The organism is Microbacterium sp. CSI-V, from assembly GCF_001984105.1.
Lineage (GTDB): Bacteria > Actinomycetota > Actinomycetes > Actinomycetales > Microbacteriaceae > Microbacterium.
The window spans coordinates 244,642-265,491 of the sequence record NZ_MTQM01000006.1 but is presented as its reverse complement, the minus strand read 5'-3'; the positions used below and the strand labels follow the sequence as shown (position 1 = coordinate 265,491).

Here is a 20,850-nt window from a genome sequence, read left to right as displayed (position 1 = left end):
GCACCGCGTCGCCGCAGCCCTGGCATCCGTTCCCCGCGCTCCGCGTCGCCGTGCGCGCCGGAGTGCGGACGGAGCCGCCGCGTGAGCGCGCGCCGCGTCGCGCGGGTGCAGCTGGACTCCCCGGTTCCCCAACTCGACCGCCTGCTCGACTACGCGATTCCGCATCCGCTGGTCGCGGACGTCGTCCCCGGCGTGCGCGTCAAGGTGCCGCTGCGGTCCGCCGGACGGATGATGGATGCCTTCGTGATCGAGGTCGTGTCCGACGACGGCAGCGAACGACCGCTGTCGTCGGTCGAGAGTGTCGTCTCGACGATGCCGGTGCTCCCGGAGCGGCTCTTCGCGCTCGCGCGCAGGGTCGCCGACCGTGCCGCCGGGTCGGTGAGCGACGTGCTGCGCCTCGCCGTCCCGAAACGCATGGTGCGGGCCGAGAAGGCCTGGCTGGCGTCGCCCACGCCCGAGGCGCCGGTGGTGCCCGCGGCATCCCTGGTTCGTGCCGACGCGCTGCTGGCGCCTTTCGTCGGCCTGCCGGACGCCCTCGACTCCGGCGAGCGCATCGCGCTCGACGCCCCTCCGCACACGACGGGCGACCTTCCGCGCGGCGCGTGGGCCGATGTCCTCGCCGCGGCAGCGGTGCACACGCTCGCACGGGGGAGGAGCGCGGTGCTGGTCGTGCCCGACTACCGCGACCAGGCGCAGCTCATGGCGGCACTGGCCGACCTCGTGCCACCCGAGGCCGTGGTCCGCGACGACGCCGACCAATCGGGTCCGGTGCGTTACGGCCAGTACCTGCGCACCCTCGCACCCGTCCCGGTGATCGTCGTGGGGCGCCGCTCGGCGGTGTACGCCCCCGCCCACGACACGGGCCTCGTCGCGCTCTGGGACGACGGCGACTCGCTGCTCGCCGAGCCCCTCGCCCCGGGCGTGCACGCGCGCGACGCGGCGCTCGTGCGGCAGGAGCTGGAAGGGTCCGCGCTCGTCTTCGCCGGCCACACGCGCTCGACGGACGTGCAGCGCCTGGTCGAGGTGGGCTACGTGCGGGAGGTGGCGCCGAAGCGCCGACAGAGTCCGCGGGTGGTGCTCAGCGCGACGAGGGAGGGGGAGTCGCGCCAGGCACGCGTCCCGTCCTCGGCGTTCGCGGCGGCGCGCGAGGCGCTCGCCCAGGGGCCCGTCCTCGTGCAGGTCGCCCGCCCCGGCTATGCGCCGTCGCTGGTCTGCGCCGACTGCCGTCGCCCCGCGCGCTGCGCCCACTGCGCCGGCCCCCTCCGGGCCGCACGTCCGGGTGCGGTTCCGGTGTGCGCGTGGTGCGGTCGCAGTGCCCACGCGTGGACCTGCGGGCATTGCGGCTCCGCGAAGCTGCGGATGGCCTCGTCGGGCAGCGAGCGCACGGCGGACGAACTGGGCCGCGCCTTCCCGAACACGCGCGTGATCATCGCCGACGGCGCCCACCCGGTCGCGGAGGTGGATGCCGCCCCGGCCCTGGTGATCGCCACGCGCGGGGCAGAACCGATCGCGCGCGGCGGATACCGGGCCGTGATCCTGCTCGACGGCGACCGCATGCTGCAGAACGAGGCGCTGCGGGTCGGCGAGCACTGTCTGCGCTGGTGGTCGAACGCAGCCGCCCTCGCCGCCCCCGGCGCGCCCGTGCATCTGGTGGGCGTCGCCGGTCCCGTGGCCCGCGCACTCGCAACCTGGACCCAGCCCGCCTACGCCCGTGCCGAGCTGGTCGACCGCGCACCTCTGCGGATGCCGCCCGCCGTGCGCGTCGCGAGCGTCGAAGGACACGCGCGGAGCGTCGACACGCTCCTCGCCGAGGTGCGCGCCGCGGTCCCCGATCTCGATGCCCTCGCCGTCCTCGGCCCGGTCGACACGTCCACGGCGCCCGATGCCCCGACGTCGCGTGCCCTGGTGCGGTTCGACTACGCGCACGGCCGCGCCGTCGCGGACGCGCTCCGCGCCGGCGTGATCGCCGACGCCCTGCGTGCGCGCAAGTCGACGAAGGAGAAGGGGCCGAGACCGCGGAATACACTCAGAGTGCGGCTCGACCTCCCCGAGCCCGACCTCTGAGCGCCGCCGCCCGGTCCCACCCACCCGCATCCGAAGCGTGAGGAGAACCATGCGCCTCGTCTTCGCCGGCACCCCCGCCGTCGCCGTCCCCTCCCTCCGCGTCCTGGCGGAGGGTCCGCACGAGATCGCTGCCGTCGTCACCCGTTCCGACGCGCCGCTCGGCCGGAAGCGCCTGCTGACCCCGTCCCCGGTCGCCCAGCAGGCGGAGGAGCTCGGGCTCCCGACGATCAAAGCCGACCGTCTGGATGCCGACGCCACCGCCCGCATCACCGCGCTGGAGCCGGATCTCGGCGTCATCGTCGCCTACGGCGGTCTCGTACGCGAGCCGCTGTTGTCGGCGCCCGCGCACGGCTGGATCAATCTGCACTTCTCGCTGCTCCCGCGCTGGCGCGGCGCCGCCCCCGTGCAGCGCGCGTTGATCGCCGGCGACCGCGAGACCGGCGCGAGCGTGTTCCAGCTGGTGGCCGAACTGGATGCCGGCGACGTCTTCGCCGAGGAGCGGTACGAGGTGCCGTGGAACGCCACCGCGGGCGAGGTCCTCGACGCTCTCGCCGTGGTCGGCGCGCCGCTGCTCGCGCGTGTCGTCGACGGCATCGCCGAGGGGACGGCGCTCGCGGTCCCGCAGCAGGGTGAGCCGACGCTCGCGCCGAAGCTGACCCTCGACGACGGCGCCCTCGACTTCTCGCGGGATGCCGAAACCCTCCGCGCGCGGATCGCCGGTGTCACGCCCGAACCCGGCGCGCACACGACGTTCGAGGGGGCACGGTTCAAGGTGCTGCGCGCCGCTGCGAGCACGGCGGACCCGGTCCCGCCGGGCCGGGTCGTGGCATCCGGTCGCGAGATCCTGGTCGGAACGGCGAGCGCGCCGTTGCGACTCGAGACCGTGCAGCCCGCCGGCAAGGGCGCGATGCCCGCGGGCGACTGGTTCCGCGGCCTCCGCGTCGAGAACCCGGTGCTGGGCTCATGAGCGTGCAGGGAGCGCGCGCCGTCGCGTACGACGTGCTGCGGGCGGTCTCCGCCGACGAGGCGTACGCGAACCTGTCCCTGCCGCACGCGATCGAGCGGGCGAAGCTGGATGCCAAGGACGCGGGTCTCGCGACCGAGCTGACGTACGGCACGCTGCGGCGACGCGGCACGTACGACGCGATCATCGCCTCCGCGGCCGACCGGACCGTGGACCGCATCGATCCGCCCGTGCTCGACGCGCTGCGGCTCGGTGTCCACCAGCTGCTCTCGACGCGCGTGGCCTCGCACGCCGCGGTGAACGAGTCCGTCGAGCTCGCCCGTCGCCACGGCGGCGGGCGCGGGGCCGCGGGATTCGCGAACGCCGTCCTGCGGCGCGTCTCGCGCGAGACGCCCGGGCACTGGATGGACCGCATCACCGCGTCCGCCCGGAGCGACGACGAGCGGCTCGGGCTCACGACCTCCCACCCGGTATGGATCGTGCGCGCGTTCCGTCGCGCACTGGCGGCGGAAAGTCGCGCCGACGAGCTCGACGCGTTGCTGGCCGCCGACAACGACGCCCCGCGGGTGGCGATGGTCGCCCTGCCGGGGCTGGCCGCGATCCCCGATGACGCCCGTCCCGCCCGGTACGCGCCAACGGCGTTCACGACCCGCGGCGGAGACCCCGAGGCGCTCATCCGGGCGTCGGACGGTCGCCTCCGCGTGCAGGACGAGGGATCGCAGCTCGCGGCCCTCGCCCTCAGCCGCTTCCGGCCGATCGAGCCGGGGGAGCGGTGGCTCGACCTGTGCGCCGGGCCCGGCGGCAAGACGGCGCTGCTCGCGGCGGAGGCGCTCGCGGGCGGCGTCCGACTGGATGCCAACGAGATCTCGCCGCACCGGGCCGCGCTCGTCCGCCGGGCCGTGGCATCCGTCCCGCTCGAGGTCGAGGTGACCGAGGAGGACGGCCGTGACCGCGCGGCTCGCACTCCGGGGGAGTACGACCGCATCCTCGTCGACGCGCCGTGCACCGGAATCGGGGCGCTCCGTCGGCGACCCGAGGCCCGGTGGCGGAAGACCCCGGCCGACGTGCCCGATCTCACCGCCCTGCAGCTCGAGCTCGTGCGGGCGGGGCTCGGCGCGGTGAAGCCGGGAGGGGTGCTGGCGTACGTCACGTGCTCGCCGCACCTGGCCGAGACCTCCGGGGTGCTCGCCGAGGTGCGCCGCGAGTTCGGCGGCAGCGTGGAGGAGCTGGACGCGCGCGCCGTCGTGCGCGACATCGCGGGCTCGGACATCGACCTGCCCGACCAGTCCGACGGCTCCCTCCGCGCCCAGCTCTGGCCGCACCGCCACGGCACCGACGCGATGTCGATCGCCCTCCTGCGGCGGGTCTCCTGACGCGTGAGGGGTCAAGATCTGTCGCCTGTGCGCGACCCAAGCGACAGTTTCTGACCCCTCACGCGAGGGTGCGGCGGACCGGGCGCCGATAATGGAGGTGTGCCCCGCATCAATCCGAGCATCCTCGCCGCCGACTTCGTGAACATGCAGGCGGAGCTCGCCCGCATCTCGGGGGCGGACTTCGTGCACGTCGACGTCATGGACAATCACTTCGTGCCGAACCTCACCTTCGGCCCGCAGATGGTCGGTCGCATCCAAGAGACGAGCCCCGTCCCGCTCGACGTGCACCTGATGATCGACGACCCCGACCGGTGGGCTCCGGAATACGCCGAGCTCGGCGCGGCATCCGTCACCTTCCATCTCGAGGCTGCGGCGTCGCCCGTCGCCCTGGCCCGGACGCTCCGTTCGATCGGCGCCCGCGCGGGCGTGGCCGTGAAGCCCGCGACGCCGGTGGAGAACCTGTTCGAGGTGCTGAACGAGTTCGACCAGATCCTCGTGATGACCGTGGAGCCCGGCTTCGGAGGCCAGTCCTTCATGCCCGAGACCATGCCGAAGCTGCGGAGCCTGGCCGACGAGGCCCGCCGCCGCGGGTCGAGCGTGTGGCTGCAGGTCGACGGCGGCATCGGCGAGTCCACGATCGCGCAGGCCGCCGAGGCCGGGGCCGACACGTTCGTCGCCGGTTCCGCGGTGTTCGGCGCCGACGACCCGGACCGCGCGATCCAGTCGCTGCGCTCCGCCGCCGCCCGCCACGCGCACTGAACGCAGCCGTCCCGACCGCGCACGACATCCGGCGCCCCGCCGAGCCGATACCCTAGAAGAGTGAAGACCTTCGACGACCTGTTCGCCGAGCTCAGTGCAAAGGCCGTCGAGCGCCCCACCGGCTCCGGCACCGTTGCCCAGCTCGATGCCGGGGTCCACGCCATCGGCAAGAAGATCGTCGAGGAAGCCGCCGAAGTGTGGATGGCCGCCGAGTACGAGTCCGACGAAGCCGCTGCGGAGGAGATCTCGCAGCTGCTGTACCACCTGCAGACGCTCATGCTCGCGAAGGGCCTGACGCTCGCGGACGTCTACCGACATCTCTGAGCCCGCACCCGCGCTCACCCCCTTCACCTCACACGAAAGCCCCCGTCATGCTGCGAATCGCCGTGCCGAACAAGGGGTCGCTCGCCGAGACCGCCGCCGAGATGCTCTCGGAGGCCGGGTACACCGGACGTCGCGACTCGAAAGACCTGTACACCGTCGACCCCGTCAACGAGGTCGAGTTCTTCTATCTCCGTCCGCGTGACATCGCGACGTACGTCGGATCGGGGGCCCTGGACGTGGGCATCACGGGCCGCGACCTCCTGCTGGACGCGCGGATGCCCGGCGCCCGCGAGGTCGAGTCGCTCGGCTTCGCCGGTTCCACGTTCCGCTTCGCCGGGCGCCCCGGCCGTTTCACCGATGTCGAAGACCTGCAGGGTCTCCGCGTCGCCACCGCGTACCCCGGCCTCGTCGACGCGTTCCTCGACGAGCGCGGCGTCGCGGTCGACATCGTGCCGCTGGACGGCGCGGTCGAATCCGCCGTGCAGTTGGGCGTGGCGGATGCCGTGGCCGACGTCGTCTCGACCGGGACGACGCTGCGCCAGGCGGGGCTGGAGATCTTCGGTCCCGTCCTCCTGGAGTCGGATGCCGTGCTGATCGCCGGCCCCGAAGAGGTCGAGGGCACCGAGACGCTGCTCCGGCGCCTGCGCGGCGTGCTCGCCGCGCGCAAGTACGTCCTGATCGACTACGACCTCCCGACCGCGCTCATCGAGCAGGCGATCGCCGTGGCCCCGGGCCTCGAGTCGCCCACGATCTCGCCGCTGCGAGACCCCGAATGGGTGGCCGTGCGCGTCATGAGCCCCCGTCGCGACGTGAACCGCGTCATGGACGAGCTGTTCGCGATCGGCGCCCGCGCGATCCTGGTGACCGAGATCCTCGCCGCGAGACTCTGATGACCCTCGCCCGCCGCATCATCCCCTGCCTCGACGTCGCCGCCGGCCGCGTCGTGAAGGGTGTGAACTTCCTGGACCTCCGCGACATGGGCGACCCCGTCGAGCTCGCGAAGCTCTACTTCGACCAGGGCGCCGACGAGATCACGTTCCTGGATGTCACCGCGACCGTCGACGAGCGCGCGACGACGTACGACGTGGTCCGCCGCACCGCCGAGCAGGTGTTCATCCCGCTCACCGTCGGCGGGGGAGTCCGCTCCGCCGAGGACGTCGCCCGGCTGCTGTCGGTGGGCGCCGACAAGATCGGCGTCAACTCCGCCGCGATCGCCCGTCCTGCGCTCGTCGACGAGATCGCCGACCGTTTCGGCGCGCAGGTCATCGTGCTCTCGCTCGACGTGAAGCGGGCGGCATCCACCCCCTCCGGCTTCGTCGTGACGACGCACGGCGGCCGCACCGAGACCACGCTCGACGCGCTCGAGTGGGCTCGCGAAGCGGTCGAGCGCGGTGCGGGCGAGCTGCTCGTCAACTCAATCGACGCCGACGGCACGAAGCAGGGCTTCGACCTCGAACTCGTGCGCCTCATGCGCGAGGTCGCCGCGGTTCCCGTGATCGCCTCGGGTGGCGCCGGCGCCCTCGAGCACTTCGCCCCGGCCGTCGAGGCCGGAGCCGATGCCGTGCTCGCGGCATCCGTGTTCCACTCCGGTCAGCTCACGGTCGGCCAGGTGAAGGACGCGATGGCGGCCGAAGGGATCGAGGTGCGCCGATGAACGTCGAGGCGTTCGAGCGCGTGAAGTACGACGCCCAGGGCCTCGTGACCGCGGTCGTGCAGCAGTTCGACTCGCGCGAGGTGCTCATGGTCGGGTGGATGGATGCCGAGGCCCTGCGCCGCACCCTCACCACCGGCCGTGTGACGTTCTGGTCGCGCTCGCGCCAGGAGTACTGGCGCAAGGGCGACACGTCCGGCCACATCCAGATCGTCAAGGGCGCGCGCCTGGACTGCGACGGCGACACGCTCCTCATCGAGGCCGACCAGGTGGGCGCTGCGTGCCACACCGGTGACCACACGTGTTTCGACGCCACCGACCTCGACCCCGTCGTGGGGCAGGGCTGATGCGCCGAGCGCGCTCGCTGTCCGTCGTCGGGATGCTCCTCGCCGGCGCGATCGGGGTGATCTCCTCGACGCAGACGTGGATCGACGTGACCCTCGCCGACGGCGCGCAGCAGACCCTCGCCGTGCCGGGGTCCGACGCGGTGCCGGTACTGACGCCCCTGAGTCTCGCGGCGCTCGCCCTCGGGGCGGCGCTCTCGATCGTCGGTCCGGTGCTGCGCTACGTGCTCGGCGCCATCGCCCTCGCGATCGCGGCTGCCGTCGGCGTCGCGACCGCCCTCGTGCTGTTGACCCTGCCCGTATCGGCGACCGCGGCGACGGTCACCGAGGCGACCGGGATCTCGGGGGCGGATGCCGTCGCCGACCTCGTGGCATCCATGTCACTCACCCCGTGGCCCGCGGTGACCCTTCTGGCCGAGCTGATCCTGGCCGCGGCGGCGGTGTTCACGCTCGTCACGGCGCGCAGCTGGCCTGGAAGCGCCGGCCGAAAGTACCGCACGGCCGCGGACGCCCCCGCGGACGCCTCGCGCCCCCACGACGCCATCGACTCGTGGGACGACCTGTCGCGGGGCGACGACCCGACCGCCTGACTCGGGCCACGCGCGGAACATCGGTTCGATGTTTGCCCTGAGCGCGCTGTGCCCGATAGCCTCGGGACCGCGGGCAGGGTCATCACCTTCTTGTCTGCTCTCTGTGCGACGCGCGAGCCGTGCGCTGCGCACGGGCCCCCGGGGGAGGGACACATGAGCGCGCGCCCACACGTTCGACGACGAGTTCGCATCGATCGTCGTCATGGCATTCTCCGATCGTCGGTCGCGATGCTGATCGTCGCGGTCCTGAGCCTCGGCGCCGCCCCCGCGGCGATGGCGGCATCCACGGCCTCCACCGCCGCCTCTGCCTTCACTTCTGCGCCGAACCCGACGTTCAGCGGAGCCATTTCGGTGGGTTCCACGCTCACCGCGGCCACGGGGACATGGACACCGACCCCCGACACCTTCACCTACCAGTGGAACCGCAACGGCGCGGCGATCCTCTCAGCCACCGCGAAGACCTTCACGCTGAGCGCGGCCGACGTGGGCAAGAAGATCACGGTGACCGTCACTGCCCGCAAGACCGGTTACACCACGACGGCCAGAACGAGCACGGGTCGGACCGCCGTCTCCGGCGTCTTCTCCGTGGCGCCCACCCCGACTTTCACGGGGTCGATCTCGGTGGGTTCCACCCTGACCGCGGCCACGGGCACGTGGACCCCTACTCCCGACGCCTTCGGCTACCAGTGGAACCAGAACGGGGCCGCGATCAGCGGGGCGACCGCGAAGACCTACACTCTGACGACCGCCGAAGTCGGCAAGAAGATCACCGTCACCGTGACCGCCAGCAAGTCCGGATACACCTCTGTCACCCGAACGAGCACCGGACGGACCGTCGTCGCCGCCTTCACCACCGCACCGACCCCCACCGTTTCCGGGAAGACGATCGTCGGATCGACGCTCAGCGCCGCCACCGGAACCTGGGTTCCGTCGCCCGATGCGCTCACCTTCCAATGGAAGCGCGACGGACAGGCGATCCCCGGCGCGACCGTGCGGACCTACCAGCTCGCACCCGCCGACAGCGGGAGAAGGATCACGGTCAGTGTCACGGCGACCAAGGCCGGCTACGCGACCACCACGACGACCAGCGCCGAGCGGGTCCCCGCCCCGGGCCCGTTCACGACGACCTCCGCACCGAGTATCACGGGCACTCCGGAACTCGGCGCGACCGTGACCGCGTCGACAGGGACGTGGACGCCCGCGCCCGACTCATTCACCTACCAGTGGAAGCGCAACGGGTCCGCGATCGCCAACGCCACCGGGAAGATCTACCAGATCGGTGAGCTGGATGCCGGAACGAGCCTCACCGTCACCGTCACCGCCGCCAAAGCGGGGTATGCCTCCGTGACCAAGACGAGCGAGCCGATCTCGGTCCCGGCCAGGCCCGTCGTGCAGATCACCAGCGACATCACTGCGGACACTGCCTGGACCCCGACCGTTCCGACGGTGTACGTGATCAGCAGTCCGATCAGCGTCACGTCGGGCGCGACCCTCACGGTCGGTGGCGCGGCAACCGTGAAGTTCAAGGAAGATGCCGGGCTCAGCATCTCGGGCAGTCTTGTGGCTCACGGCACCACCGGGACGCCGGTGACGTTCACGTCGATCGACGACGGCGGACCGAACGAAATCAAGGTCACCTGGAACGGGATCACCGTTGCCGCCGGCGGAAATCTGTCACTGGAGCAGGCGCGCATCGCCTACGCGCCGGGTGTGACCGGCGACCAAGCCGCCTCGATCCGGGTGACGGAGTCCGACCTCTCCGCCGTCGTCTCCAGCAGCGCACGAGGTGCCGTGACGATCGCCGACAACACGCTCCGTCGCGTCCGCGTCGACCGCCCCGACGGACCCGCGTTCGCGTTCCCCGTCACCGTCACCGGGAACAGCACGGCATCCGGCATCGAGATCTCCTCGCAGAACGCCGGAGCACCGCAGATGGTCGTCACCGGCAACCAGATCACGGGGTACAGCGACGCCTTCGCCCTCCAGATCACCGACGTCCAGCTGCGGCCGAGCACGTTCACCAGCAACATGGTCGTCGGCGGTGCGGCGGGCTTCGTCAGCTACGGCGGAACGCTGGTCGAGAACTGGACCCTCCCGACCTCGGGATCCCAGCTCGTCTTCGATTCCCTCACCGTCGCCCCCGGCGTGACGGTCACGGCCCCGGCCGGGACGGTGACCAAGAATCGATTCAACGCTCGGTGGACGATCCGTGGTTCCCTCGTGATTCAGGGCAACGCGACCTCCCCTGTGACCTTCACGTCCCTGTTCGACGACAGCGTCGGGGGCGAGCCCTATAAGCACACGGGGATCAGCCCGGACCAGTACCCCTGGAAGGGCATCGAGGTCGCCGACGGCGGAAGCGTCACCGGCACCAACCTCGTCGTGCGGTACGCGACCGGCGGCATCACGAGCCCGAACTGAGCGCGCGACCGCCCATGGGTCGACGTCGAGCCATCGGCACCGGCCGCCCCCGCGCGTTTCGATAGACTGGTCCCACGCTGTTCCCCGCGCCCGCGCGCGACTCGAAGGAGATCCATGAGCAACCCCATCGGCGATCCCGGCCACGGACACTCGCCCGCCGCCTGGACGGCCGTGATCATCATCCTCCTCGCGATCACGCTGGGCACGCTGTTCTTCTGGTTCGACATGCCGGTCCTCGTCTGGGCCTCGGTGGGTCTGCTTCTGGTGGGCGCCATCGTCGGCTGGGCGATGACAAAGGCCGGCTACGGCGCCAACGGCGCGAAGTCGAACCCGAAGGCCCACTGACCGTGCTGGCCGATCTGACGGCCGGAGCGGTAGAAGACGCCGAACGGCGCGCCGAGACGCGGCCCGTGGCCGAGGTCGAGCGCGACGCCCTCGCGCAGACCCCCGCGCGCGACGCGCTCGCGATGCTCGCCCCGGCCGAACGGGTGAAGATCATCGCCGAGGTCAAGCGCGCGAGCCCTTCGCGCGGCGACCTCGCGGCGATCCCGGACCCCGCACGCCAGGCGCGCCTGTACGAAGAGGGCGGCGCGTCGGCCATCTCGGTGCTGACCGAGGGCCGGAAGTTCAAGGGCAGCCTCGCCGACCTCGAGTCGGTGCGCGCGGCCGTGTCCGTTCCGGTGCTCCGCAAGGACTTCCTCGCGACGCCGTACCAGGTGCTCGAAGCCCGTGCCTCCGGCGCCGATCTCGTGCTGCTCATCGTCGCCGCCCTCGATCAGAAGACCCTGACCGAGCTCTACGCGCTCACGACCGACCTCGGCATGACGGCCCTCGTCGAGACGCACTCGGCAGACGAACTGGAGCGGGCGGCGGACCTCGGCGCGAAGCTCATCGGCGTCAACGCCCGGAACCTGTCGACCTTCGAGCTCGACCGCGACCTCTTCGGTTCGTTGGCGGACCGCTTCCCCGCGGATGCCGTGAAGATCGCCGAGTCGGCCGTCCTCGCCCCCGCCGACGTGGCCCATTACCGCGCCGCCGGCGCCGACGTCGTGCTCGTCGGCGAAGCGCTCGTGACCGGCGATCCCGTCGCGACCCTGCGCGCGTTCCTCCAGGAGACTGCATGACCACCGTGAGCCTGCGCGACCAGAAGGGGCCGTTCTTCGGCGACTTCGGCGGCCGCTACATGCCCGAATCACTGATCGCCGCGATCGACGAGCTCACCGAGGTGTGGGAGGCGGCGATGGCCGATCCCGCGTTCCTCGCCGAACTGAAAGCCCTCCTGCACGACTACGCCGGTCGTCCTTCGGTTCTCACCGAGGTGCCGCGGTTCGCGGAGCACGCGGGCGGCGCACGCGTCTTCCTCAAGCGCGAAGACCTCAATCACACCGGTTCGCACAAGATCAACAACGTCCTCGGTCAGGCGCTGCTCACCCAGCGCCTGGGCAAGACGCGCGTGATCGCCGAGACCGGCGCCGGCCAGCACGGCGTCGCCACCGCGACCGCCGCGGCGCTGTTCGGCCTCGACTGCGTCATCTACATGGGTGAAGTCGACACCGAGCGTCAGGCGCTCAACGTCGCCCGCATGCGCCTCCTCGGTGCCGAGGTCGTGCCGGTCACGACCGGTTCGCGCACCCTGAAGGACGCGATCAACGAGGCCTACCGCGACTGGGTCTCGACCGTCGAGACGACGAACTACATCTTCGGCACCGCCGCAGGTCCCCACCCGTTCCCCGCGATGGTGCGCGACTTCCAGAAGATCATCGGCGAAGAGACGCGCGCCGAGTTCCTCGAGCGCCTCGGCCGCCTCCCGGACGCCGTGTTCGCGTGCGTCGGCGGCGGATCGAACGCGATCGGCATGTTCGACGCGTTCCTGGATGACGAGGGCGTCGCGCTCTACGGCGTCGAGGCGGCCGGAGACGGTGTCGACACCCCGAAGCACGCGGCCTCGATCGAGCGCGGCCGGCCGGGTGTACTGCATGGCGCCCGCACGTACGTGCTGCAGGACGAGGACGGCCAGACCACCGAGTCCCACTCGATCTCCGCGGGCCTGGACTACCCGGGCGTCGGTCCGGAGCACGCGTGGCTCGCGGACATCGGTCGCGCGCAGTACATCCCGGCGACCGACGACGAGGCGATGCAGGCCCTGCGCCTGCTCTCGCGCACCGAGGGGATCATCCCGGCGATCGAGTCGGCCCACGCCCTGGCCGGTGCCCTCCGCATCGGCAAGGAGCTCGGCCCGGATGCCGTCATCGCGGTGAACCTCTCCGGTCGCGGCGACAAGGACATGGACACCGCCGCCCGCTACTTCGACCTCTACGACGCCGAGCACGCGCCCGCCCCGGAGGGCCACCCGGCCCAGACCGCGGGCGCCGAGGCCGTGGCATCCGCTCCCGGTTCACCGGTGGACGTGACGCCCGCTCCGGACGCCGCCAGCGGTGCGGGGGTCGAGCTGTGACCTCGCGCGTCTCGGCCGCGATCGACGCCGCCCACGCGGCCGGACGCGGCGCCTTCGTCGGCTACCTTCCGGCGGGCTACCCGGACGTCGCCACGAGCATCGAGGCGATCGTCGCCCTCGCCGAATCCGGTGCGGACGTCATCGAGCTCGGACCGCCCTACAGCGACCCCGTCATGGACGGCCTCGTCATCCAGGAAGCCACCCAGACGGCTCTGGCCAACGGCTTCCGCATGCGCGACCTGTTCACGATCATCCGCGAGGTCACGGCGCGCACCGACGTGCCGGTGCTCGTGATGACGTACTGGAACCTCGTCGAGCAGTACGGCGTCGAGCGCTACGCCGACGACCTGCTCGCCGCGGGAGGCGCGGGCCTCATCACGCCCGACATCACTCCCGACGCCGCCTCCGCCTGGATCGCCGTGAGCGAGCGCACCGGCCTCGACCGCGTGTTCCTCGCCGCCCCGACCTCGACCGACGAGCGCCTCGACATGATCGTGCGCGCCTCGACCGGCTTCGTGTACACCGTGTCCACGATGGGCATCACGGGGGAGCGGGCGCAGCTGGATGCCGCGGCCCGCGGCCTCGTCGAGCGTCTGCGCGCGCACGGCGCCGCCCACGCGTGCGTGGGGATCGGCATCTCCAACGCCGAGCAGGTCGCCGGCGTGATCGAGTACGCGGACGGCGCGATCGTCGGCACCGCTCTCGTGAAGGCCCTGCGCGACGGCGGCGTCGACGCCCTGCGGAGCCTCGCACGAGAGCTGTCGGAGGGTACGGCGCGGCGCGCTTAGACTCGTCTGCATGACGTTCGCCCTCTCGAGCGCCGCCTCCGGCGTGCTCGCCAGCATCCCGAGCCCCTCGATCTCGTACATCGACCTCGGACCCCTGCGCATCCATTTCTATGCCCTGTGCATCGTCGCGGGCATCATCGTGGCGGTGTTCCTCACGAACGCGCGTCTGACGCGTCGCGGCGCCGAGAAGTGGGTCGTCATCGACATCTGCCTGCTGGCGGTCCCGATCGCGATCGTCTTCGCGCGGATCTACCACGTCGTGACCCACCTGGGCTTCTACTTCGGCCCCGGCTCCAACCCCTGGAACCCGTTCCAGCCCGGTTCGGTGTGGGCGATCTGGGAGGGCGGCATCGCCATCTACGGCGCCCTGATCGGCGGCGCCCTCGGCGCGTGGCTCGGCTGCAAGTGGACCGGCATCCGGTTCTGGACCTTTGCGGACGCGCTGGCGCCGGGCCTGATCATCGCGCAGGCGATGGGACGCTTCGGCAACTGGTTCAACCAGGAGCTCTTCGGCCAGCCGACCGACCTCCCGTGGGGTCTCGAGATCGCCCGCCCCAACTCGGCGATCCCCGTCGGACTGCCAGAGGGCACGCTTTTCCAGCCGACTTTCCTCTACGAGGTCATCTGGAACCTGCTGGGCGCAGCCGTCATCCTGTGGGTCGGGAAGCGCTTCACGCTGCAGTGGGGCAAGCAGTTCGCGGTGTACCTCGTCTGGTACAGCGCAGGCCGCATCGTGTGGGAATCCATCCGCATCGACCCCAGCGACATCATCCTGGGCCTGCGCACCAACGTCTGGGCCGCGATCTTCGGCGTCCTGCTCGGCATCGCCATCTTCATCGTTCAGACGCGCCGACACCACGGTCTCGAGCCCTCGCCGTACCAGCCGGGGCGCGAGAGCAAGGCTCCCGGGGCTGTAGACTCGACCGACCCCACTGACTTCGTCGACGTGAGCGAGCCGCCCGCGACGAACGACACCGTCGGCACCAGCGCCACAAGCAGCCCCGCCACGAAGTAACTCCCTGGGCCGACGTCGTCCCATTCGCAGCATCAACGTGAGGACGGTTGGTATGGCTTCGAGCTCCCGTTCCGGCGCCGTCGGCGGCGCTTTCCCCGCCCGGCAGGGCATGTACGACCCGGCATTCGAGAAGGACGCCTGCGGCCTCGCGATGGTCGCCACCCTTCGCGGTGAGCCCGGGCACGACATCATCGACCTGGCGCTGACGGCGCTGCGCAACCTCGAGCACCGCGGTGCCATCGGATCGGATGCCGGTACCGGCGACGGCGCGGGCATCCTGACGCAGATGCCCGACGCGTTCCTGCGCGCGGTCGTCGACTTCGACCTGCCGCCGGTGGGGGAGTACGCCGCGGGTCTCGTCTTCCTGCCGCTCGGTCACGAGGAGCGGGAAGCGCAGAAGGCCGGCATCGAGAAGCTCGCCGCGGCCGAGAACCTGACGGTGCTCGGCTGGCGCGAGGTCCCCACCGAGCCCGAGAACCTCGGCAAGCTCGCCTTCGAGGCGCGCCCCGCGTTCGAGCAGCTGTTCGTGTCGCACCCGGCGGTCGGCGATCAGGCCGCGCTGTCAGGCATCGAGCTCGACCGCCGCGTCTACCGGCTGCGCAAGCGCGCGCGTCACGAGCTCGACGCGTACTTCGTGTCGCTGTCCAGCCGCACGCTCGGGTACAAGGGCATGGTCACGACGCTGCAGCTCGAGCCGTTCTACCCCGACCTGCAGGACGAGCGCTTCGCCTCCGAGCTCGCCGTCGTGCACTCCCGCTACTCGACGAACACGTTCCCGTCGTGGCCGCTGGCGCAGCCGCTGCGGATGCTCGCGCACAACGGCGAGATCAACACGGTCAAGGGCAACCGCAACTGGATGCGCGCGCGGCAGTCGCAGCTGGAGTCCGAGCTGATCGGCGACGTGCGCCCGCTGCTGCCCATCTGCACCGACGGCGCGAGCGACTCGGCATCCTTCGACGAGGTTCTCGAGCTCCTGACCCTCACCGGTCGCAGCCTGCCGCACGCCATCATGATGATGGTGCCCGAGGCGTACGAGAAGCAGGCCACGATCGACCCCGATCTGCGCGCCTTCTACGACTACCACTCGATGCAGATGGAGCCGTGGGACGGTCCGGCCGCGCTCATCTTCACCGACGGCACGCTCGTCGGTGCGACGCTCGACCGCAACGGACTGCGCCCCGGCCGCTGGACCGAGACGACCGACGGCCTCGTGGTGATCGGTTCCGAGACCGGCGTGCTCGACTTCGCGCCCGAGCGGATCAAGCGCCGCGGCCGCCTGCGGCCCGGTCGCATGTTCCTCGTCGACACGGCGGAGCGCCGCATCGTCGAGGACGAGGAGATCAAGCAGCAGCTCGCGACGCTCGAGCCGTGGCAGGAGTGGCTGGATGCCGGCCGCGTGCGCCTGTCCGAGCTCCCGGAGCGCGAGCACATCGTGCACCCCATCGCCTCGATCACGCGTCGTCAGCGCACCTTCGGTTACACCGAGGAAGAGGTGCGCCTGCTGCTGACCCCCATGGGTCAGAACGGCACCGAGCCGCTCGGTGCGATGGGCAGCGATGCCCCCGTCGCGGTGCTCAGCGACCGTCCGCGGCTGCTGTTCGACTACTTCACGCAGCAGTTCGCACAGGTCACGAACCCGCCGCTGGACTCGATCCGCGAAGAAGTGGTCACGTCGCTGTCGCTGGGTCTCGGACCCGAGCGGAACCTCCTCGACTGGGGTCCGGAGCACACGCGGACCGTGACGCTCGACTTCCCCGTGATCGACAACGACGAACTCGCCAAGATCCAGCACATCGACACCGCCCTGCCGGGACGTTCGTCGGTGACGATCCGCGGCCTGTACCGCGTCGAGGCCGGCCACAAGGGCATGCAGAAGCGCATCGCGCAGATGTGCTCCGAGGTCGACCACGCGATCGAGGACGGCGCCGAGTTCATCGTGCTCAGCGACCGCGACTCGAACAAGGACCTCGCGCCGATCCCGTCGCTGCTCATGCTCGCCGCGGTCCACCACCACCTCATCCGCAAAGAGACCCGCATGAAGGTCGGTCTCGTGGTCGAGGCCGGTGACGTGCGCGAGGTGCACCACATCGCGACCCTGATCGGGTACGGCGCCTCGGCGGTGAACCCGTACCTGGCCATGGAGACCGTCGAATACCTCGTGCGCGCCGGTTTCATCACGGGCGTCACGCCCGAGAAGGCCGTCAAGAACCTGATCTACGCGCTCGGCAAGGGCGTTCTGAAGATCATGTCGAAGATGGGCATCTCGACCGTGTCGTCGTACGCGGGCGCCCAGGTGTTCGAGGCCGTCGGCCTCTCGCGCGAATTCGTGGATGCCTACTTCACCGGCACCGAGACCAAGCTCGGCGGCGTGGGACTCGACGTCATCGCGGCCGAGAACGCCGCGCGCCACGAGTACGCCTACCCCGAGGATGCCGCAGCCCGCGCCCACGAACGTCTGTGGACCGGCGGCGAGTACCAGTGGCGCCGCGACGGCGCACCGCACCTGTTCAACCCGGACACGGTGTTCCGTCTGCAGCACGCCACGCGCGAGCGCCGGTACGACATCTTCCGCGAGTACACCAAGCTCATCGACGACCAGGCCCACGAGCTCAAGACGCTGCGCGGCCTGTTCTCGCTGCGCACCGGCCAGCGGCCGCCCGTGCCGATCGACGAGGTCGAGTCGGTGTCGTCGATCGTGAAGCGCTTCTCGACCGGAGCGATGAGCTACGGCTCGATCTCCCAGGAGGCGCACGAGACCCTGGCCATCGCGATGAACCGCATCGGCGGCAAGTCGAACACCGGCGAGGGCGGCGAAGACGTCGATCGTCTGCTCGACCCCGAGCGTCGCAGCGCCATCAAGCAGGTGGCATCCGGTCGATTCGGTGTCACGAGCCTGTACCTCACCGAGGCGGACGACATCCAGATCAAGCTCGCCCAGGGCGCCAAGCCCGGCGAGGGCGGTCAGCTGCCGCCGACCAAGGTGTACCCGTGGGTCGCGCGCACCCGTCACGCGACGGCCGGCGTCGGACTCATCTCCCCGCCGCCGCACCACGACATCTACTCGATCGAAGACCTCAAGCAGCTGATCTTCGACCTGAAGCGCGCGAACCCGTCCGCTCGCATCCACACCAAGCTCGTGAGCCAGTCGGGCATCGGCGCGGTCGCGGCGGGTGTGGCGAAGGCGCTGAGCGACGTCATCCTCGTCTCCGGGCAGGACGGCGGCACGGGTGCGAGCCCGATGAACTCGCTCAAGCACGCGGGCACGCCGTGGGAGCTGGGCCTGGCCGAGACGCAGCAGACGCTCATGCTCAACGGCATGCGCGACCGCGTCGTCGTTCAGGTCGACGGTCAGATGAAGACCGGTCGCGACGTGATCATTGGCGCACTCCTGGGCGCCGAGGAGTTCGGTTTCGCGACCGCGCCGCTCGTCGTCTCCGGCTGCATCATGATGCGCGTGTGCCACCTCGACACCTGCCCCGTGGGCGTGGCGACGCAGAACCCGGTCCTGCGCCAGCGCTTCAACGGCAAGGCCGAGTACGTCGTGAACTTCATGGAGTTCATCGCGCAGGAGGTGCGCGAGTACCTCGCCGCCCTCGGCTACCGCTCGATCGACGAGATCGTCGGCCGCACCGAACTCCTCGACGTCAACGGCGCCGTGGAGCACTGGAAGGCGCGGGGTCTCAACCTCGCCCCGATCCTCGAGGGCCCGCGCTTCGCCGAGGACGAGCCGCGTCGCCACGGCCGCAACCAGAACCACGAGCTCGAGGAGCACTTCGACGTTCAGCTCATCGAGCGCGCGCAGGATGTCGTCGCACACGGCGGTCGGATCACGATCGAGCTGCCGGTGCGCAACACCGCGCGCGCGGTCGGGACGATGCTCGGCCACCACGTCACCAAGGCGCACGGCGAGCACGGTCTCACCGACGGCGCGATCGACGTCCGCCTGACCGGGTCCGCGGGGCAGTCCTTCGGCGCGTTCATGCCCTCGGGCATCACGCTGCGCCTCGAGGGCGACTCGAACGACTACGTCGGCAAGGGTCTCTCCGGGGGTAAGATCGTCGTGCGTCCGCCGCGCGGCTCGACGTTCGACGCGTCCGAGAACGTCATCGCCGGAAACGTCATCGGGTACGGCGCCACGCAAGGACAGATGTTCCTCAACGGCGTCGTGGGGGAGCGGTTCCTCGTCCGCAACTCCGGTGCGACCGCGGTCGTCGAGGGCGTGGGCGACCACGCGCTGGAGTACATGACCGGTGGTCTCGCCGTGATCCTCGGTGCGACCGGCCGCAACCTCGGTGCCGGCATGTCCGGCGGGCAGGCGTACGTCTACAAGCTCGACACCGACCTGGTGAACCGTGAGGCCGTGGCATCCGGTGAGCTCGAACTCGGTCCCCTCGGATCGGGGGATGCCGAGATCCTGCGCGACCTGCTCGAGAAGCACGTCGCCGAGACCGACTCCACGCTGGCCCGTCGTCTGCTCGCGGACTTCGACGCCGAGGTGGGGAACTTCGTCCGGGTGCTGCCGCGCGACTACGCCGCTGTTCTGCAGACCCGCCAGGAGGCTGTCGCCGAGGGGCTCGACCCCGACGGCGACGTCGTCTGGACGCGCATTCTGGAGGTGACGGGTGGCTGACCCGAAGGGCTTTCTGAAGACCACGCAGCGGGAGCTTCCGCCGCGTCGTCCCGTCCCCGTGCGGATCATGGACTGGAAAGAGGTGTACGAGCCGGGTGACCCGGCCGTCGTGCGCCGCCAGGCCGGGCGCTGCATGGACTGCGGCATCCCGTTCTGTCACCAGGGCTGCCCGCTCGGGAACCTCATCCCGGAGTGGAACGACCTCACGTGGCGCGGCGAGGGCCGCTCGGCGATCGAGCGCCTGCACGCGACGAACAACTTCCCGGAGTTCACGGGGCGCCTCTGCCCCGCGCCGTGCGAGAGCTCGTGCGTGCTGGGCATCAACCAGCCCGCGGTGACCATCAAGCAGGTCGAGGTCTCGATCATCGACGAGGCGTTCTCGAACGGCTGGGTCGAGCCTGAGCCGCCGGAGCGCCTCACCGGGAAGACGGTCGCCGTCGTCGGATCGGGTCCCGCCGGCCTCGCGGCCGCTCAGCAGCTCACCCGGGCCGGCCACACGGTCGCCGTGTACGAGCGCGATGACCGCATCGGCGGACTCCTGCGCTACGGCATCCCAGACTTCAAGATGGAGAAGCGCCATCTCGAGCTGCGCCTGCGTCAGATGCAGGCGGAGGGCACGCGCTTCCGCGCGGGCGTCGAGATCGGCACCGACATCTCGTGGAGCGACCTCCGTGCCCGCTACGACGCCGTCGTGGTGGCCACCGGCTCGACCGTCCCGCGTGACCTGGCGATCCCGGGTCGCGACCTCGACGGCGTGCACTTCGCGATGGAGTACCTCGTCGAGGGCAACAAGGCCGTCGCGGGCGACCAGGTCCCGCAGCAGATCACCGCGCACGGCAAGCACGTCGTCGTGATCGGCGGCGGCGACACCGGCGCCGACTGCATCGGCACGGCGCACCGTCAGGGGGCGCTCAGCGTCACCAACCTCGCGATCGGCAAGCAGCCGCCCACCGAGCGTCCGATGGACCAGCCGTGGCCGATGATGCCGAACCTGTTCGAGATGGCCTCCGCCCACGAAGAGGGCGGGGAGCGCACGTTCCTCGCCTCGACGGTCGAGTTCCTCGGCAACGGGGCGGGCGAGGTGCGCGCTCTGCGCGTCGCCGAGACCGAGTACGTCGACGGACGCCGCGTGCCCAAGAGCGGCACCGAGCGTGAGATCCCCGCCGACCTGGTGCTCATCGCGATGGGCTTCACCGGCCCCGAGCGCGAGTACCTCGAGCAGCAGCTGGGTGCGCAGTTCACCTCGCGCGGGAACGTCGAGCGCGACGCCACCTACGCCACGACCGCCCCCGGCGTGTTCGTGGCCGGTGACGCCGGGCGCGGACAGTCGCTGATCGTGTGGGCGATCGCCGAGGGCCGTGCCGCGGCCGCCGAGGTCGACACGTTCCTCATGGGCGAGACGGTGCTCCCGGCACCCGTACGCCCGACCGATGTCGCCATCGGCCTCTTGCCCGCCTAAGCTGGCAAGGGCC

The 20,850-nt window shown here is 71.0% G+C and carries 17 protein-coding genes; all 17 read left to right on the top strand.

Annotation, left to right across the window (positions count from 1 at the left end):
* Window positions 1-81 precede the first annotated feature (81 nt).
* The gene (locus CSIV_RS03845; protein WP_077050090.1) at window positions 82-2,064 is read left to right on the top strand and encodes a hypothetical protein; all 1,983 of its coding nucleotides are present in this window, start codon (window positions 82-84) and stop codon (window positions 2,062-2,064) included.
* 49 nt (window positions 2,065-2,113) lie between these two features.
* Window positions 2,114-3,031 (top strand): methionyl-tRNA formyltransferase, encoded by a 918-nt coding sequence (gene fmt / locus CSIV_RS03840; protein WP_077050089.1) that lies wholly within the window; start codon window positions 2,114-2,116, stop codon window positions 3,029-3,031.
* Entirely contained in the window at window positions 3,028-4,401 is a 1,374-nt protein-coding gene (locus CSIV_RS03835) for an RsmB/NOP family class I SAM-dependent RNA methyltransferase (protein WP_077050088.1), read from the top strand. The genes fmt and CSIV_RS03835 overlap by 4 nt, the downstream gene beginning before the upstream one ends.
* A 99-nt stretch (window positions 4,402-4,500) precedes the next feature.
* A complete protein-coding gene (rpe, locus tag CSIV_RS03830; protein ID WP_077050087.1) occupies window positions 4,501-5,160 on the top strand; it encodes a ribulose-phosphate 3-epimerase in 660 nt (219 codons plus the stop codon).
* 60 nt (window positions 5,161-5,220) lie between these two features.
* Window positions 5,221-5,484: a phosphoribosyl-ATP diphosphatase gene (locus CSIV_RS03825; RefSeq protein WP_077050086.1), complete on the top strand. Its 264-nt coding sequence runs from the start codon at window positions 5,221-5,223 to the stop codon at window positions 5,482-5,484.
* Window positions 5,485-5,531: 47 nt separating this feature from the next.
* A complete protein-coding gene (hisG, locus tag CSIV_RS03820) occupies window positions 5,532-6,374 on the top strand; it encodes an ATP phosphoribosyltransferase (RefSeq protein WP_077050085.1) in 843 nt (280 codons plus the stop codon).
* A complete protein-coding gene (gene hisF, locus CSIV_RS03815; protein WP_077050084.1) occupies window positions 6,374-7,138 on the top strand; it encodes an imidazole glycerol phosphate synthase subunit HisF in 765 nt (254 codons plus the stop codon). The genes hisG and hisF overlap by 1 nt, the downstream gene beginning before the upstream one ends.
* On the top strand, window positions 7,135-7,482 hold the full coding sequence (gene hisI / locus CSIV_RS03810; protein ID WP_077050083.1) for a phosphoribosyl-AMP cyclohydrolase: 348 nt from the start codon (window positions 7,135-7,137) through the stop codon (window positions 7,480-7,482). Before hisF ends, hisI begins: the two co-directional genes overlap by 4 nt.
* Window positions 7,482-8,069 (top strand): Trp biosynthesis-associated membrane protein, encoded by a 588-nt coding sequence (locus tag CSIV_RS03805; RefSeq protein ID WP_077050082.1) that lies wholly within the window; start codon window positions 7,482-7,484, stop codon window positions 8,067-8,069. The genes hisI and CSIV_RS03805 overlap by 1 nt, the downstream gene beginning before the upstream one ends.
* 228 nt (window positions 8,070-8,297) lie before the next feature.
* Complete coding sequence (locus CSIV_RS03800) at window positions 8,298-10,490, top strand: hypothetical protein (RefSeq protein WP_077050081.1); 2,193 nt, start codon at window positions 8,298-8,300, stop codon at window positions 10,488-10,490.
* A 114-nt stretch (window positions 10,491-10,604) separates the two neighbouring features.
* A complete protein-coding gene (locus CSIV_RS03795) occupies window positions 10,605-10,835 on the top strand; it encodes a DUF6704 family protein (RefSeq protein ID WP_077050080.1) in 231 nt (76 codons plus the stop codon).
* A gap of 2 nt (window positions 10,836-10,837) precedes the next feature.
* Entirely contained in the window at window positions 10,838-11,614 is a 777-nt protein-coding gene (trpC, locus tag CSIV_RS03790; protein WP_077050079.1) for an indole-3-glycerol phosphate synthase TrpC, read from the top strand.
* 5 nt (window positions 11,615-11,619) lie between these two features.
* The gene (trpB, locus tag CSIV_RS03785) at window positions 11,620-12,945 is read left to right on the top strand and encodes a tryptophan synthase subunit beta (RefSeq protein WP_238592330.1); all 1,326 of its coding nucleotides are present in this window, start codon (window positions 11,620-11,622) and stop codon (window positions 12,943-12,945) included.
* Window positions 12,942-13,733, top strand: a complete 792-nt coding sequence (gene trpA, locus CSIV_RS03780; RefSeq protein WP_077050077.1) for a tryptophan synthase subunit alpha — start codon at window positions 12,942-12,944, stop codon at window positions 13,731-13,733. The genes trpB and trpA overlap by 4 nt, the downstream gene beginning before the upstream one ends.
* A gap of 10 nt (window positions 13,734-13,743) precedes the next feature.
* Window positions 13,744-14,748 carry a prolipoprotein diacylglyceryl transferase gene (gene lgt / locus CSIV_RS03775; RefSeq protein WP_077050076.1) on the top strand — a complete coding sequence of 335 codons (1,005 nt, stop codon included), beginning with the start codon at window positions 13,744-13,746 and terminating at the stop codon, window positions 14,746-14,748.
* Window positions 14,749-14,800: 52 nt separating this feature from the next.
* Window positions 14,801-19,378 carry a glutamate synthase large subunit gene (gene gltB, locus CSIV_RS03770; protein ID WP_077050075.1) on the top strand — a complete coding sequence of 1,526 codons (4,578 nt, stop codon included), beginning with the start codon at window positions 14,801-14,803 and terminating at the stop codon, window positions 19,376-19,378.
* Window positions 19,371-20,837, top strand: coding sequence for a glutamate synthase subunit beta (locus CSIV_RS03765; protein ID WP_077050074.1), 1,467 nt, complete (start codon window positions 19,371-19,373; stop codon window positions 20,835-20,837). Before gltB ends, CSIV_RS03765 begins: the two co-directional genes overlap by 8 nt.
* Window positions 20,838-20,850 lie beyond the last annotated feature (13 nt).